Source organism: Carnobacterium viridans (genome assembly GCF_900102725.1).
GTDB classification, from domain to species: Bacteria; Bacillota; Bacilli; order Lactobacillales; family Carnobacteriaceae; genus Carnobacterium_B; species Carnobacterium_B viridans.
In genome coordinates this window covers 844610-861072 of the sequence record NZ_FNJW01000008.1, presented here as the reverse complement: position 1 = coordinate 861072, position 16463 = coordinate 844610, and the positions used below count along the sequence as shown (strand labels likewise).

General features: G+C 35.4%; 11 protein-coding genes. 8 read left to right on the top strand and 3 right to left on the bottom strand.

From position 1 onward, the window contains the following. Positions 1-102 precede the first annotated feature (102 nt). A complete protein-coding gene (locus BLT48_RS05420) occupies positions 103-1872 on the top strand; it encodes an ammonium transporter (protein ID WP_035023876.1) in 1770 nt (589 codons plus the stop codon). 61 nt (positions 1873-1933) lie between these two features. On the opposite strand, the gene BLT48_RS05415 is transcribed toward BLT48_RS05420, so the two are convergent. From BLT48_RS05415 to BLT48_RS05405, 3 genes are read right to left on the bottom strand one after another with little or no spacing between them, the layout of a single operon-like run. Then, entirely contained in the window at positions 1934-2545 is a 612-nt protein-coding gene (locus tag BLT48_RS05415) for a hypothetical protein (RefSeq protein WP_035023874.1), read from the bottom strand. Further along, the gene (gene floA / locus BLT48_RS05410) at positions 2545-3546 is read right to left on the bottom strand and encodes a flotillin-like protein FloA (protein WP_089975955.1); all 1002 of its coding nucleotides are present in this window, start codon (positions 3544-3546) and stop codon (positions 2545-2547) included. Before floA ends, BLT48_RS05415 begins: the two co-directional genes overlap by 1 nt. Before the next feature lie 2 nt (positions 3547-3548). Then, a complete protein-coding gene (locus BLT48_RS05405) occupies positions 3549-4157 on the bottom strand; it encodes an NfeD family protein (protein ID WP_226776605.1) in 609 nt (202 codons plus the stop codon). Positions 4158-4673: 516 nt separating this feature from the next. Between BLT48_RS05405 and glgB the strand changes: the two genes are divergently transcribed. From glgB to BLT48_RS05370, 7 genes are all read left to right on the top strand, one after another. Continuing rightward, positions 4674-6584 carry a 1,4-alpha-glucan branching protein GlgB gene (gene glgB / locus BLT48_RS05400; RefSeq protein ID WP_089978670.1) on the top strand — a complete coding sequence of 637 codons (1911 nt, stop codon included), beginning with the start codon at positions 4674-4676 and terminating at the stop codon, positions 6582-6584. Positions 6585-6638: 54 nt separating this feature from the next. After that, entirely contained in the window at positions 6639-7787 is a 1149-nt protein-coding gene (locus BLT48_RS05395) for a glucose-1-phosphate adenylyltransferase (protein ID WP_035023867.1), read from the top strand. Next, complete coding sequence (gene glgD, locus BLT48_RS05390) at positions 7777-8949, top strand: glucose-1-phosphate adenylyltransferase subunit GlgD (protein WP_035023864.1); 1173 nt, start codon at positions 7777-7779, stop codon at positions 8947-8949. The genes BLT48_RS05395 and glgD overlap by 11 nt, the downstream gene beginning before the upstream one ends. A gap of 4 nt (positions 8950-8953) precedes the next feature. Then, complete coding sequence (glgA, locus tag BLT48_RS05385) at positions 8954-10390, top strand: glycogen synthase GlgA (protein WP_089975952.1); 1437 nt, start codon at positions 8954-8956, stop codon at positions 10388-10390. 119 nt (positions 10391-10509) lie between these two features. Next, positions 10510-12942 carry a glycogen/starch/alpha-glucan phosphorylase gene (locus BLT48_RS05380; RefSeq protein WP_089975949.1) on the top strand — a complete coding sequence of 811 codons (2433 nt, stop codon included), beginning with the start codon at positions 10510-10512 and terminating at the stop codon, positions 12940-12942. Positions 12943-12985: 43 nt separating this feature from the next. Next, positions 12986-14845: an alpha-amylase family glycosyl hydrolase gene (locus BLT48_RS05375; protein ID WP_226776608.1), complete on the top strand. Its 1860-nt coding sequence runs from the start codon at positions 12986-12988 to the stop codon at positions 14843-14845. A gap of 241 nt (positions 14846-15086) precedes the next feature. Beyond that, the gene (locus BLT48_RS05370; protein WP_089975947.1) at positions 15087-16364 is read left to right on the top strand and encodes an NCS2 family permease; all 1278 of its coding nucleotides are present in this window, start codon (positions 15087-15089) and stop codon (positions 16362-16364) included. Positions 16365-16463 lie beyond the last annotated feature (99 nt).

Genomic DNA, 16463 nt, shown 5'->3' with positions numbered 1-16463 from the left:
TTGAAAGCTTTTTTAGGTTAATTTTTCATTTAAACTTAAAAAGCTTGTTTAAACCTTTCTTTAGTGTTAGATTTTATAACATATAAAAAAGGAGGTAAGAATATGTTTTCATCTGTGGATACGTTATGGGTTCTTATTGGAACAGTTTTAGTGTTTTTTATGCAAGCAGGTTTTGCAATGGTTGAAACGGGATTTACTAGAGCAAAAAATGCTGGTAATATTATCATGAAAAATTTGATGGATTTTGTATTAGGATCTTTAATGTACTGGATTATTGGTTTTGGAGTAATGTTTGGTCCCAGTATAGCTGGGTTATTTGGAACACCGGATTTATTTGTACAAGGCAATTATGACACCACTATACCTGGATATGTATTTTTAATGTTTCAAACGGTCTTTGCTGCAACTGCCGCAACGATTGTTTCTGGCTCAATGGCAGAAAGAACAAAATTTAGTGCATACCTAGTTTACACGTTGGTTATTTCTACAGTTGTTTATCCTATTTCAGGACATTGGATTTGGGGTGGAGGATGGTTAGCACAATTAGGATTTGTCGATTTTGCTGGTTCGACAGCTGTTCATATGGTTGGTGGAGTAACAGCTCTAATCGGAGCAAAACTTGTTGGGGCTAGAATTGGAAAATACGACAATGATGGAAAAGCAAAAGCTATTCCAGGACATAGTCTAACATTAGGAGCCTTAGGCGTTTTCATTCTTTGGTTTGCTTGGTTTGGATTTAACGGTGCTTCAACGGTCTCTGCCACGGGTGACGAAACATTAGCTCTTATTGGGACGATCTTTTTAAATACAAATTTATCTGCAGTAACGGCTACCTTAGTTGCTATGGTGATTACATGGACAAAATACGGAAAACCAGATATTTCTATGACGCTAAATGGTTCGCTAGCTGGTTTAGTAGGGATTACAGCTGGATGTGCAATAGTTTCACCATTTGGAGCTGTAGCAATAGGAGCAATTTCTTCTATTGCGTTAGTCTATGGAATAGAATTTGTCGAAAAAAAGGCTAAAATTGATGATCCAGTTGGTGCTTTTGGAGTACATGGAATTTCGGGTGCTTTAGGAACGATTTTAGTAGGCGTTTTTGCGACTGACGATGGTCTACTTTATGGCGGAGGTGTTAGCCTCTTAGGTGTTCAATTATTAGGAGTTATTGCCGTCGTAGCATGGGTAACGATTACTATGTTCATTACGTTTAAACTTGTTGATAAGACAATTGGGTTACGAGTAACAGAAGAAGAAGAAATTGCAGGGATGGATATTTCAGAACACGGATTAGAATCAAGCTATGGTGACTTTGTAACGGTTCCGTTTGGCCAAAAACCTCTATTCGAAGGATTAAAATTTGAAAGTCCAGAACTTGAATTAGCCTTTTCAGGTGTAGGACCTCTTGCTATCGATGAGGAAGAGAGTCGTGAAACAGTTGACATTCATCAACAGGTAAAGCAACCTTTTACATCTGGTGAAAAGGAAGAGACTCGTTTAATGAAAGTGGACATTATAACAAATGAGTCTAAATTTGAAAATTTGAAAAAATCTTTAAATGGTGTTGGTATCACAGGTATGACAGTAACAAAAGTACAAGGATATGGCCTTCAAAAAGGCCAAACAGCTTATTATAGAGGAGTTGAAATCGAAGCAGATTTGCTTCCTAAGATAAGATTAGAAGTAGTGGTTAGCAGTATTCCAGTTTCTTTGGTTATAGAAACAGCTCGAAAAGCGCTATATACGGGTACTGTTGGAGATGGGAAAATTTTTGTCTACAATGTTGAAAATGTCGTTCGAGTCAGTTCCGGAGACCAAGGAACAAAAGCTTTAGAATATGATGAAGAGAAAGAAGAAGTTAGGGTCTAATAAATAAAATAAACCAATAAGGAAGTTCTCTAAGAACTTCCTTATTGGTTTATTTATTGCTTTACTTATTGTTTCTTAAACTAACAGGTTTATCTAAAATTTCTTTGTAGATAATTCCTTTTACATAGTCATTTTGAAAATGAAGATTTTTAGCTCTAACCTCAGTTTGATAACTTGATTTTTTGGTAGAAGTTACCTTATCAATTGGGGTTAATGAAGTTAGGTCATCTTTATCAAAAAGCGTCTGACTTTTACTTTTCTTAATATCATTTTCATTAAATAGAGTTGATTTTGGAGCAGTAGAAGAGTGAACGGGTTCTGATTTTCTTTTGGTGTTTTGTTGTAGATTTTCGGCTCTTCTACGAGTTGCATCTTGTTGCATACGACTAGACAATTGTTTTGAATGTGCTTGTTGGTTTCGTTTTTGTGAAGCCCCATTAGCATTGCTTGCATATTTTTGTCTAGTGGTATTATTTGTTAGAAAAGCATCTTTTAAAGAAAGAGAATCCTTATTTTTTAAATCTTCTCTTTGATAAGTTTGCCTTTGATTACTTTGTGATGGAGAAGAGTTGCCTCCGATAGACGTAATGAAAAAGCGGTAAATAGTAGCGATAATAGAAAAGAATGTAGTCCCTATAAGAAATAAAACGACAAGGGCTATTAAAGTATTCATTATCTATCACTTTCTCTCTCAGTAGAATCTGAAATAGAATTTCTCATTTTAGTATCGGCATTAACATTATTCATATTGTAATAATCCATTGCACCCAAGTTTCCTGATTTTAGAGCTTCGGCTAATGCTAAAGGTACTTCAGCTTCAGCTTCAACTACGCGTGCGCGCATTTTTTGAACTTCAGCAATCATTTCTTGTTCTTGTGCAATCGCCATAGAACGTCTTTCTTCTGCTTTAGCTTGTGCGATATTTTTATCCGCTTGGGCTTGTTCCATTTGTAAGCTGGCGCCAATATTACGACCAACATCAATATCTGCGATATCAATGGAAAGAATTTCAAAAGCCGTACCAGAATCTAACCCTTTTCTTAAAACAGTTTTTGAGATAGAATCCGGATTTTCTAGTACATCCGTATGTCTTGCTGCACTACCAACGGTTGTTACAATTCCTTCACCAACACGAGCAATAATGGTTTCTTCACCAGCTCCACCGACTAAGCGTTCGATATTTGCACGAACAGTTACTTTAGCACGAGCTTTAACTTCGATGCCGTTCATTGCCATTGCAGCAATGACAGGTGTTTCAATTACTTTAGGATTAACACTGACTTGAACAGCTTCAAAAACATTTCTTCCTGCTAAGTCAATTGCAGCAGCTTGTTTGAAAACTAAGTCAATGTTTGCACGTTGTGCGGCAATTAAAGCGTCAATCACTTGATTGATGTCCCCACCAGCTAAATAATGGGCTTCTAATTCGTTGATATCGATATCTAAACCAGCTTTAGTTGCTTTGATTAATGGACGAATGATATTTTGCGGAGTCACTCGTCTTAAGCGCATTCCTACAAGTGTTCCTATATTAACTTTTACACCTGAGAAGTAGGCAGTAACCCATAATCCAACGGGTACAAAACGGAAAAATAAACTAATAACGATAATAACGATAATGGCTATGAATAAAAAGCCAATCCAATTTGTGGGGCTCTCTGCAACTGTTGTCATGTTTAATCCACTCTCCTAACACTAATTTTATATCCTTCTACTTTTGTGACAATAACGGGAACGCCTTCGTCTATGTGTTCGCCTGTACTGACAACATCTAACTCTGTACCATCGAATGCTACTTTTCCAGATGGTCTAAGAGAAGTAGTTGTTTTTCCAGTTTTTCCTAAATAAGCTGTAGCGTCATTGTTGCTCGAAAATCCGCTTTTTTTATCTAAGTTATTATTAAGAACGAGTTTTTGTAAATGTGTCAGCGAGTAACCCCTTCTTATAAGCATGATCACTAAGAATGAAGATGCGACCACAGCGATACTTAAATCGCGCAAGGTTGTTCCTAAATCATTATTGGTTAAATAGACACCGCCGATAATTAAAAGAAAACCAATTATGCCTGCTACTCCAAAGTCTGGTATAAAAACTTCAAAAATCAGAAGACAGATCCCTAAAATAAAAATAATAATGGGAATCCAATTTTCTAGACTATTTAAATAAAAATAGCCACCAAAACTTGCTAATGCTAATAGTCCTCCTAAAGTGGATTGAGGCGTTAATGCCGCTATTACTAAACCAACAAAACCAACAGTCAATAATAGTATTTCCAATCTGTTCACCCCCTTTACGATAAGCTCCTTTAATAGTTGCCTGACTAAGTTATGGTTGGACTTACCTACTATCATTTTACCATTAGTAACACCGTAACGCACTTTTAACTCAACATTTGTTTGTGTTACTTTCAAATTTATCAACAGCTTAATTTACACTAGATTTAGTTCATTTTCGATTAGCCCGACTTATTATTGGGAGTCTAATCGGTTTTCTGGGTGCATAGGCCATTCCCTCTACTATTAAATTATGAGATAAGAAAATTCAATTAATAAAAAATAAAAACAATTAAGTTTTTGTTTTATTCTCCCAAAAAACTACGAATTCTTTCACCATCATATGAGTAAGCGTTTTCTTAAAAGAGTGGTATACTAACTATAGAGTTAAAAAGTAAAATAATTGTAAAAAAAATTAAAAAAAAGTCGATTATTAGATAAATACACTGTAAAATGAAAATATAATGATAGAATGATGATAAAATAACAGACGCAAAGTTGGGAGTGAAGAGAGTGGCGAATAAATCGATGGATGAAGAAACCAAAAATAATCTTGAAAAAGAATTATATTTATTTAACACAGGTGAGCATTTTGATAGTTATTTAACGATGGGATGTAAAAAAGATAGTTACAAAGGAAAAGATGGTTTTCGGTTTACTGTTTGGGCTCCTAATGCAAAAAGCGTTGGTTTAACAGGCGAATTTTCAGATTGGCACATGGGAATTGAAATGGAAAGAATAGGGGAAACTGGCTGTTGGACGGTGTTCAATGAACAAGCAATTGAAGGGCAATGCTATAAGTATCGAATAGAACAATCTGATGGAACGGTAAAATTAAAAATTGACCCATATGCTTTTGAATTTGAAGTAAGGCCTAACGATGCATCAATCGTAAAAAATTTGCCTGAAAAAAAATGGCGAGATGGCCTTTGGACAGCAAGTAAGAAACGCTTTTCTATTTATGAACGTCCCCTGAACATTTATGAAGTACACCTCAGCTCTTGGAAGCACCACGAAGATGATTCATGGTACACCATTCCCGAATTGCAACAAGAATTAATTCCTTATGTAAAAAAAATGGGGTACACACATATTGAATTTATGCCACTGATGGAACATCCCTTAGACGCATCTTGGGGGTACCAATTGACTGGTTATTATGCAGTGTCTTCGAAGTTTGGAACTATGGAAGAATTTCAAAATTTTGTAGAAGCGGCTCATCTGGCAAATATTGGAGTGTTAATGGATTGGGTACCGGGTCATTTCAATCGAAATGATTACGGAATGGTTTATTTTGATGGAACACCTCAATTTGAATACAAAGATAAGGACAAAGCAGAAAATAATCGATGGGGTACTATGAATTTTGACTTAGGGAAGGACCAAGTTCAGAGTTTTTTGATTTCAAATGCGCTTTATTGGATCGAACAATTTCATTTAGATGGGTTAAGAGTTGATGCAGTATCGAGTATGTTGTATCTTGATTACGATATTGGTGAATGGAAACCTAATGAAGATGGAAGCAACCATAATAAAGTTGGTGTCAAATTCATACAGAAATTAAATGAAAAAGTATTTGAAAGGCATCCTGATACACTTATGATAGCTGAAGAAAGTACTGCCTGGTCAAAGGTCACAAAACCTGTCTATATGGGCGGTTTAGGGTTTAATTACAAATGGAACATGGGTTGGATGAATGACACACTGAAGTTTTTTGAAATGAATCCTTCATCTCGCAAACATCATTTTAATTTAATCACTTTTTCTTTCATGTATGCATTCAACGAAAATTTCATTTTACCATTTTCTCATGATGAAGTGGTCCATGGAAAGAAATCATTGATGCATAAAATGCCGGGCGATCGATACAATCAATTTGCCAGTTTGCGTACCTTAGAAGCGTATATGATGGTTCACCCAGGTAAAAAATTAAATTTTATGGGAAATGATTACGGTCAGTTTCTGGAATGGCGGATTCATGAAGGATTAGAGTGGGAAAGCTTAGCTGATGAAATGAATGCTAAACATCTACATTTTATGGAATCGCTAAATATGTTGTATAAAAAGGAACACGCACTTTGGGAAATAGATCATCAAACGCAAGGTATTCAAATTTTAGATGCAGATAACGCTACTGAAACCATTTTATCTTTCATACGTAAAGGTAAAAAAACGCGTGATTTTGTAATCGTCATTTGTAATTTTGTTCCAAATGAACGTAAAGGGTATAAAATAGGCGTTCCTTTTGAAGGAACTTATGAAGAGTGTTTAAATACTGAGATGCATGAATATGGTGGCGTCTGGACAAAGCTGCAAGGACCATTCAAGACAATAAAAGAAACCACTCACCAGCAAGATTACACTATTGAATTGATTGTACCGGCAATGAGTGTTTTGATTTTAAGACCAAAAAGAATTTTTGGAGTGCCAAAAAATTAATGGATAAAAAGGAGGGTAGAGGAAGGATGCTAAGCAGATTCTTCCGATAGTACAATGAAAAAAACAGAGACATTAGCTATGATTTTAGCGGGCGGACAGGGAACGAGGCTTGGAAAGTTAACCAAAGATATTGCTAAACCGGCTGTACCATTTGGTGGAAAATATAGGATCATCGATTTTGCGTTAAGTAATTGTGCTAATTCAGGGATTAAAAATGTTGGGGTAGTCACTCAATATCAGCCTCTGGAATTAAATACTCATGTCGGAAATGGAGAAAGCTGGGGACTGAACACGCATGATGGCGGCGCTACTATTCTACAACCCTATTCAAGTGTTGATGGAGAAAAATGGTTTAAAGGTACAGCGCATGCTATTTATCAAAATATTGATTTTATCGATCGGTATAATCCAGAATACTTATTGGTTCTTTCAGGAGATCATATTTATAAAATGGACTATCAAGATATGATTGCATTCCATAAAGAAAAAAACGCAGCTCTAACAGTAGGAGTCATCCCAGTTCCTCTTGAAGAAGCACCTCGATTTGGAATTATGAATACTGATCAGACAGATCGAATTATTGAATTTGAAGAAAAACCATCAGAACCTAAAAGTAATTTAGCTTCCATGGGAATTTACATTTTTGATTGGCCTATGCTAAAAAGTTACCTCGTTGATAACCATGCTAAAAACCGTACAATGGAAGATTTTGGAAAAGACGTTATTCCAGCGTACTTAAGAAATAGTGAAAATATATTTGCTTATGCATTTAAAGATTACTGGAAAGATGTTGGAACAATTGAAAGTTTGTGGGAAGCAAATATGGAGTTTTTAGATCCAAACCATGCTTTAAATATAAGAGATTCATCGTGGAGAGTGTATACACAAAATCCTTCTGCTCCACCTCAATTTTTAACTAAGTCATCAAAAGTTGCAGACTCCATGATTGCGGATGGGTGTTATATCGCCGGAGAAATCAATCATTCTATTTTATCTCATAATGTTAAAGTGGGGAAAAATTCTATCATAAAAGACAGCTTGATTATGGCAAATGTGACGATAGGAGAAAATGTAACAATCAATTGTGCCATCATTGGAGAAAATGCAAAAATTCATGATGGAGCGCAACTGAACGGTGAAGAAAAAAAGATTACGGTTGTTGGCTATGCAGAAGAGGTAGGAGGGCTAAAAGATGAAGACTAATGAACAATTATGTGCAGTATTGAATTTGGATGAATCAGAATCTCAATTAATGCCTTTAACAAAAAGAAGAGCAGTTGCTGCATTGCCATTTGGTTCACGTTACAGGCTGATTGATTTTCCGCTTTCAAGTTTATATAGTGCAGAGGTAACTTCAGTTGCTATATTTGTAAGAGGTAGGGCAAGAGCTTTAATGGATCATGTACGAAGTGGTTACCCTTGGGGAATGGAATCTACCGTTGGAGGCGGGTTATTTATTCATTCTGGAGCCGAAATAAAAGAAGCTGTTGAGCAGTTGGAATCAGGTCAAATTAGCAGTTATTACCAAGACCAAATAGACTTTGTCCAACATTCAACTAAAGGATATGTAGTTGTTATGGGTAGCAAAATGCTGTGCAATGTCGATCTTAAGGCAGTGTTAAGAAATCATATTGAAAGTAAATCAGATGTTACAGTTGTATATAAAAATGTTTCTAGAGAATTTTGTTCACCAGATTCTATTGATACATGCCTCATTTTTGAAGGAGAAGGAGAAAGTAAGGTCATTGATTTGCTTACAGCTCATGAACTTCCAAGTGAAGAAACAAAAATAGCAGTCGGTATGGGAATTGCAATTATGAGAGCTGAAAAATTTATTGAATTAACAAGAGAAGCAGCTAGTAATCGAATAAAAGGAGACATCAATGTTTTAATTAGACATAGTTTAAAAGAAATTAGTGTGAATAGTTTTGAATATACAGGATACTTGAAAAATATCGATAATATTTCAAGTTATTATCAGGCGAACATGGATTTGTTAGATGAAGATAATTACAATGCATTATTTTATCGTAGTCAACCGGTTATTACAAAAGTAAAAAATGGGGCGCCTACCTATTATTCAAAAGAAGCGGATATCAGTAATTCGCAGTTGGCAAGTGATTGTGTGATTGATGGAACGGTTGAAGATTCAATTGTTTTTCGGAAAGTCATCATAGAAAAAACAGCAACGGTCAAATATTCTTTAATTATGCAAGGGTGTAAAATTGCTCAAGGTGCAGAATTGCAGTACGTTATTTTAGATAAAGGCGTAAAAATTGGTCCGGGAGTTCAGCTAATAGGAACAAAAGAAAATCCTATAGTGATAGAAAAAAATAGTGAACTAACAGTTGAAAAGGAGAGCTGAAAAAATGAAGGTTTTATTTGCTGCGGCAGAATGCGCTCCTTTTTTTAAGACTGGGGGTTTAGGGGACGTCGCAGGTGCTTTGCCAAAAGAATTGAAAAAGCAAGGGATAGATGTACGTGTTGTATTGCCTTTATATAGTACCATGCCTCAAAGATATAAAAACCAATTAGTAGATGTAGCACAGTTCGAAGTGAAGGTTGGCTGGAGGAGTCAATATTGTGGAATTAAAAAATTAAAGAAAGACAACATTCACTATTACTTTATTGACAATTTGTATTATTTTAACCGCTCTAGCATTTATGGTTTTGACGATGATGGCGAACGATTTGCTTTTTTTGCGCAAGCCATTTGTGAGATGTTGGAAAAAATAGACTTTATCCCCGATATTTTACATGTGAACGACTGGCATACATCTATTATTCCAGTTTTGCTAAAGGATAAATATCAATGGATCACAAGTTACCAATCGATAAAAACGATTTTGACTATTCATAATTTGCAGTTTCAAGGTGTATTTGACCAACTTGTACTATCAGATTTGTATGGAATAGGGTACAATGCCTTTCACGAACACGGCTTAAAATATTATGATGATATCAATTGTTTAAAAGGTGGGATTTTTTATGCGGATCAAGTCACAACAGTTAGTCCAACATATGCACAGGAGATCCAAACACCTCAATTTGGTGAAAATTTAGACGGTGTATTACGGTTCAATAGTTACAAATTAAAAGGTATTTTAAATGGGATTGATTATGAGGTCTTTAATCCTGAGACAGATAATGTTATTCCAGCACATTTTTCTACAAAAAATTTAAAAGGAAAAGCGGTTAATAAAACAACTTTGCAAGAGCGAGTAGGATTACCGGTAAATGAAAAAACAGCATTAATGTCTATGGTGAGTAGGTTAACGACTCAAAAAGGCTGCAACTTATTGCGTGATAAAATTGATGAACTGATGCATCGTAATATTCAAGTTCTCATATTAGGTACCGGTGAAAAGGAATACGAAGACAGTTTCAATTATTTCACTTGGAAATATCCAGAAAAATTTAAAATGATTGTTGATTTTGATGTGGCTTTAGCCCAGCACATTTATGCAGGAAGCGATTTATTTATTATGCCCTCAGCATTTGAACCCTGTGGGTTGTCTCAACTTAACTCATTACGATACGGTACCTTGCCAATCGTTCATGAAACAGGTGGATTAAAAGACACCGTTCAGCCTTACAATCCATATACAGGAAAAGGGACTGGGTTTAGCTTCAATGATTTCCGTTCGTCGGTCATGGTCGAAACGATTGATCGTGCATTGACTGTCTATTATGATGAGCCTAAAAATTGGGCGTCATTAGTAAAACAAGCCATGTCAAAAGACTTTAGTTGGGAAAAATCCACTAACGAATATATACAAGTTTATACTGCAATGCTTAGAACATAATGAAGAGCTTCAACAGGCACATAAAAATAGGTAACTATTCTTATTTTGACTGTTGAAGTTTCTTTATTTAGTGGAAATTAATTAGTTTTATCAAAAAAGAATACGAGGAGAAAAAAATAATGCTGACAACTACTAAATTTAAAGAAGAATTTGAGAAAATAATTGAAGGGCTTTATGCCTCAAACTTAGAAGATACTTCTTCCATACAGCAATATACGGCTTTAGGCAATTTTATAAAAAGCTATTCTTCTGATAATTGGAACAAAACCAATCAACTGTATTTAGAAGAACAAGTAAAACAAGTCTACTACTTTTCAATGGAATTTTTACCTGGGCGTATGTTGAAAAGCAATTTATTGAATTTAGGTATTTTAACTACTGTGCGAGAAGGAATTGCTGAAATGGGATTAGATTTCGAAGCGATTGTAAAATCAGAAGTAGATCCAGCTTTAGGTAATGGTGGGTTAGGACGATTAGCTTCTTGCTTTATGGATTCAATTGCTTCTTTGGGTATTCCGGGTAACGGCACAGGTATTCGTTACCGCTACGGTTTGTTTCAGCAAAAATTTGTAGATGGGTATCAAGTTGAATTGCCAGAGAACTGGCTACGTAACGGAAATGTTTGGGAAGTCAGAAAAGAAAATAAAGCTGTCATGGTTCGTTATGGCGGCGAGGTATATTTGAAAGAAGATGGCGAAAATAAATTGCGTCCTATCTATTCAAATACCCAAAATATTTTAGCTGTGCCTTATGATACAGGAATGGTAGGGTATGAGAATAATGTTGTAAACAATCTTCGCTTATGGTCGGCTGAAATTCCTCCTGAAGAAGAGATACGTTACAAGACGATTGCGGAACGAGAAGTAGTTAACCAGATTACAGAGGTACTTTATCCAGATGATTCAAATTACGAAGGACAACTTCTTCGATTGAGACAAGAGTACTTCTTTACATCTGCTGGTATTCAAAGTATTGTACGTTTTTTCAAAAAACAAGGTCAGCCATGGAGTGATTTTCCAAATAAAATCGCTATTCACGTAAACGATACACATCCAGCTTTATGTGTTCCAGAATTGATGCGCATTTTATTAGACGAAGAAGGACATAGTTGGGAAAATGCATGGGATATTACGAAAAAGTCTATTAGTTATACCAACCACACCATTATGCAAGAAGCTATGGAAAAATGGCCGGTCGACATGGTTCGAGAGTTGCTACCTCGTATTTATCAAATCATTGAAGCAATCAATCAACGCCATCTAGATAGAAAAATCTCCTTATACGGAGAAGAACTGACGTATCGGACTACCATTATTTCAGAAGGCTATGTTAAAATGGCCCACTTAGCAATCATTGGAAGTCACAGTGTAAATGGGGTTGCCCAATTACATACAGATATTTTAAAAGAAGAAACGCTGCACGATTTTTATAAAATGTATCCATCAAAATTTAATAATAAAACGAATGGAATTACACAAAGACGATGGCTTCATTTAGCTAACGAAAAGTTAACGCAGCTGATTGATGACAAGATTGATCAAGAGTGGAAAGTAAATCCAGCTGAATTAAGACAGTTTAAGGCCTATTCAAAAGATTCAGAAACACTAAACCAATTATCTGATATCAAACTTGAAAATAAAAAACGGTTTGCGGTTTATGTAAAAGAAAAATATGGTATCGAAATTGACCCTACAGCATTATTTGATGTGCAAATAAAAAGATTACATGCATATAAGCGCCAATTATTGAATGCATTGCATATTTTAGACCGTTATTTGAAAATCAAAGAAGATTCCACTCTTGAATTACAGCCAAGAGTCTTTATTTTTGGGGCAAAAGCAGCTCCTAGTTACATTTATGCAAAACAAATCATTAAGTTTATTAATGCATTAGCTCATTTAGTAAATAACGATCCAGATATAGGTAATAAAATGAAAGTGGTATTTGTAGAGAACTATGGCGTTTCATTAGCTGAGTTGATTATTCCAGCTGCAGATATCAGTGAACAAATATCATTAGCAGGAAAAGAAGCTTCAGGAACAAGTAACATGAAGTTGATGTTAAATGGTGCTTTGACCATGGCAACATTGGATGGTGCTAATATTGAAATAAAAGATCTAGTAGGGGAAGACAATATTTTTCTGTTTGGTTTGACGAATGATGAAGTTAATCAGATAAATCGAGAGGGTAATTATTCTTCGATAGCTGTTATGGAAGCTAATCCGCGTCTGAAACGAGTTCTGAATTGTTTAATAAATGGAACTATTCCAGGCATCGAAGAAGAAGGCCGAGTAATTTATGATTCATTAACACTATTTAATGATGAGTATTATGTTTTGCAAGATTTTGCAAGTTTTGTTGCAGCTCAAGAAAGAGCGGATACCTTATACCAAAATAAACTGGCGTGGAACCAAAAGGCATTAATCAATATTGCAAGTTCAGGTCCCTTTTCTGCCGATTTCACAATCATGCGCTACGCTGATGAAATATGGAATGTTAAAGGGAAAGCTGAAAAACATGCTTCTTTCTTAAAAGGCAACCAGCCAATATAAAAAAGCAAGCAGACAGCAACTACAATAGAACTGAGGAATTAAAATGACTGAAAAGATTTATTACAATTCGTGGTTATCAGAATACAAAAAACCATTTGGAGCTGTACCAATCAATCAAAAAGTAACTTTTACGATTACATGCAAGTGGCCGGTAATCGAACCAGTCTACCTGATTGTACAAAAGGATTTTGGAGATACATTTGAAGTCAAGATGCATTCTATCGGACAGTTCCAATACCAAGTTACGATTCAATTAACGGAAGGACAAGGATTGTATTATTATTTTTTTAAAGTACTTGTTCAAAAAGATCAAAAAGATGAAGTCGTTTATTATGGGAACAATCAACGATTCAAGGGTGGAGAAGGCCAAGTTTATAAACAAGAACATGAGGTGAAGCCTTATCAACTAACGAGTTATTTATATACAGACCCTTCACCTAAATGGTATCGTGAGGGAATAGCTTATCATATTTTTGTAGATCGTTTTTACAATGGCAATGAAAATGGAAAGGTATTGAATCCTAAACAAAATTCCTTTCTCTATGCTAATCAGGAAGATCTGCCTATGTACATTAAAGATAAAAATGGGGAAATTGTTCGTTGGGAATTTTATGGTGGCAATTTAACAGGTATCATCCAAAAATTACCTTATTTAAAAGAAATGGGAATCACTATTTTATATCTTAGTCCGTTGTTTGAGGCTCGAAGCAATCACAAATACGATACAGGCGACTATTTGAAAATCGATCCAATGTTTGGTGATGAAAACACGTTTAAGGAACTGATTCAAGAAGCAAAAGAGTTCGAGATGCGGATTATCTTAGATGGCGTATTTAATCATTCGGGTGCAGACAGCCGTTACTTCAATCGGTATGGAACGTATCCGGGGATGGGGGCTTATCAATCTAAGGAAAGTCGTTATTTTGAGTGGTACACGTTTGAAAAATTTCCGGATCGCTACGAATCATGGTGGGGGGTAAAAGATTTACCTAAGTTGAATACCCAAAATCCAAGGGTTCAGTCATTTTTGTATAAAGATCAAAATAGTGTCATCCGCAAATGGTCAAAATTAGGATTAGGCGGTTGGCGTTTAGATGTAGCAGATGAACTATCTGATGATGTATTAAAAGGAATGAGATTGGCGTTAGAAGAAACAGTTGAAGATTCAGTATTGATTGGAGAGGTGTGGGAAGATGCCTCAAATAAAATTGCTTATAATAAACGCCGTCATTACATTGAAGGAGGTCAACTGCATGGAGCGATGAATTACCCTTTTCGGGAAATTATTATTGGTCTTCTTCAAAGGTCAATAACTCCGCAAGAAGCTGCTGAGAAGTGGATGAACTTAAAAGAAAATTATCCTGCAGAAGCTTTTAAAAGCAATTTTAATAATATTGGCACGCATGATACCGAACGAATCTACACGGTCTTAAACCAAGATGTAACAAAGTTAAAACAAGCAATGGCATTATTGTTTATCGTTCCAGGAGTTCCTTGTCTTTATTATGGGGATGAAGCAGGTGTAGCAGGAAAAGCAGATCCTGATAATCGACGGATGTATCCGTGGGGAAAAGAGAACAAAGAGATTCAAACTTTTGTAAAAAAATTAGCCATTATCCGCAGCAAAGAAACGAGTTTGAAAGAAGGCGATTTTTATTCTTTTTCACAAGATGAATTGATGGGAATCGTTAGGTTTAGCAATCAGGAAGAGTTTGTCATTATGATTTTAAACACAGCTAATAAAGAAAAACGGTTAGAAATAGCTGATATTCCAGAACAGTATGACTTTAAATTTTCATCTTTTTTAGATGAAAATCACCTAAATCATATTCAACTACAACCTAACAAAGCAATTCTATTGGTAAAAGAAAAGAGTCGATCGATAAAGACCACTATAATTTAAACAACGAATAAATGAAGGAGCACTCAACAGAGAATGTCATTTCTCTGTTGAGTGCTTCTTTTTGTCTTTCTATCATATTGAAAAAGTACATGACTTTTTGTACCATTGATGGTAAAATGAAATGTTGGGGCGTGTAAGGAAAGAAAACTTTCTTTTTTGCTGTGCAAGCTTTAAAAAGACTGCAGCCCATGTCTCCAGATTACTTGTGTTTGAGAAAACACATCGAAAAGGAGAAAAAATAGTGAACTTTTTTAAATTGAAAGAAAACCAAACAAGTATTAAGCAAGAAATGATAGCGGGTATTACATCATTTTTCGCGCTATCGTATATTATTATAGTCAATCCATTAATATTAGCTGAAGCAGGGATTCCACCTGAGTTAAGTGTGTTCGGTACGATTTTAGTTTCTGCTGTTGGAAGCATTTTAATGGGTTTATGGGGAAATGCTCCACTGGTGCTCACTCCTGGTATGGGAGTCAATGCTTTCTTTACGTATACAATCGTAGGTTCATTGGAGCTATCTTGGCAGCAAGCCTTAGCTGTAGTTTTTGTTTCTGGAATAATATTTACTTGTATTGCTTATACTTCTATCAGCAAGTTATTAGTGGAAGCGATTCCTGATTCATTAAAACATGGCATCACAGCTGGGATTGGACTTTTCTTGGTCGTCATTGGATTAGAAAATGGTGGTATTCTTGCTGATGGAGGAGCCAACTCATTTATTACATTAGGAGATTTGTCTCAGCCACTTGTCTTATTCACTGTTATTGGGATTTTATTATCCGGTGTGCTCTACTTAAGAAACGTACCGGGTAGCTTTTTTATTGGAATTGCTGTTATCACAATTATTTCTTTGGTAACTGGTGTTCATGAAGTAGGAGCTTCTTCGTTTTCATTGAGTAATCTTTCAGACTATCCGGCACTTGTAGGAGCATTTGATTTTTCAACAGTCCTTAGTGTGCCGTTTATTTTAGCTGTATTTTCTTTGACAATGATTTTAATTTTTGAATCTATAGGTTTATTTGAAGGTATGTTAGAAGATAAGACTCGTTTTACAAGTGCTTTTAAAGTCAGTGGAATCATGACGCTTGTATCAAGTTTACTTGGAACGAGCCCGACTATACCAGCAGCTGAAAGTGCGTCAGGTATTAAAGCGGGTGGGAAGACCGGATTAACAGCTGTGTTTGCTGGAGGACTATTTTTACTTTCACTAGTTTTCACACCATTGTTGTCTTATATTCCGAATGCCGCACTATCACCTGTTATCGTAATCACTGGAGCAATTATGATGGAAAATTTAAAACATATTCCATTTGATGATTTTAGTGAATGGTTCCCTGCCTTTTTAATTGTAGTGATGATTCCTTTAACATCAAGTATTGTTGATGGATTAGCTTTTGGTTTTGTAGCTTATCCTATATTTAAGTTAGCAAATGGTGAATTTTTCGTAGTAAAAAAAGCGATGAAAGTCGTATCTTTCTTATTCCTGCTTACGATGGTTGCTATTGCAATTATCTAATTTAACAGTACTAAACCAGGTTAAAAAACCCCTTGGAATCAAATTTCTGATTCCAAGGGGTTTTTACTCTTCGTCAAATGGTATTGAATAGAAGAAAAT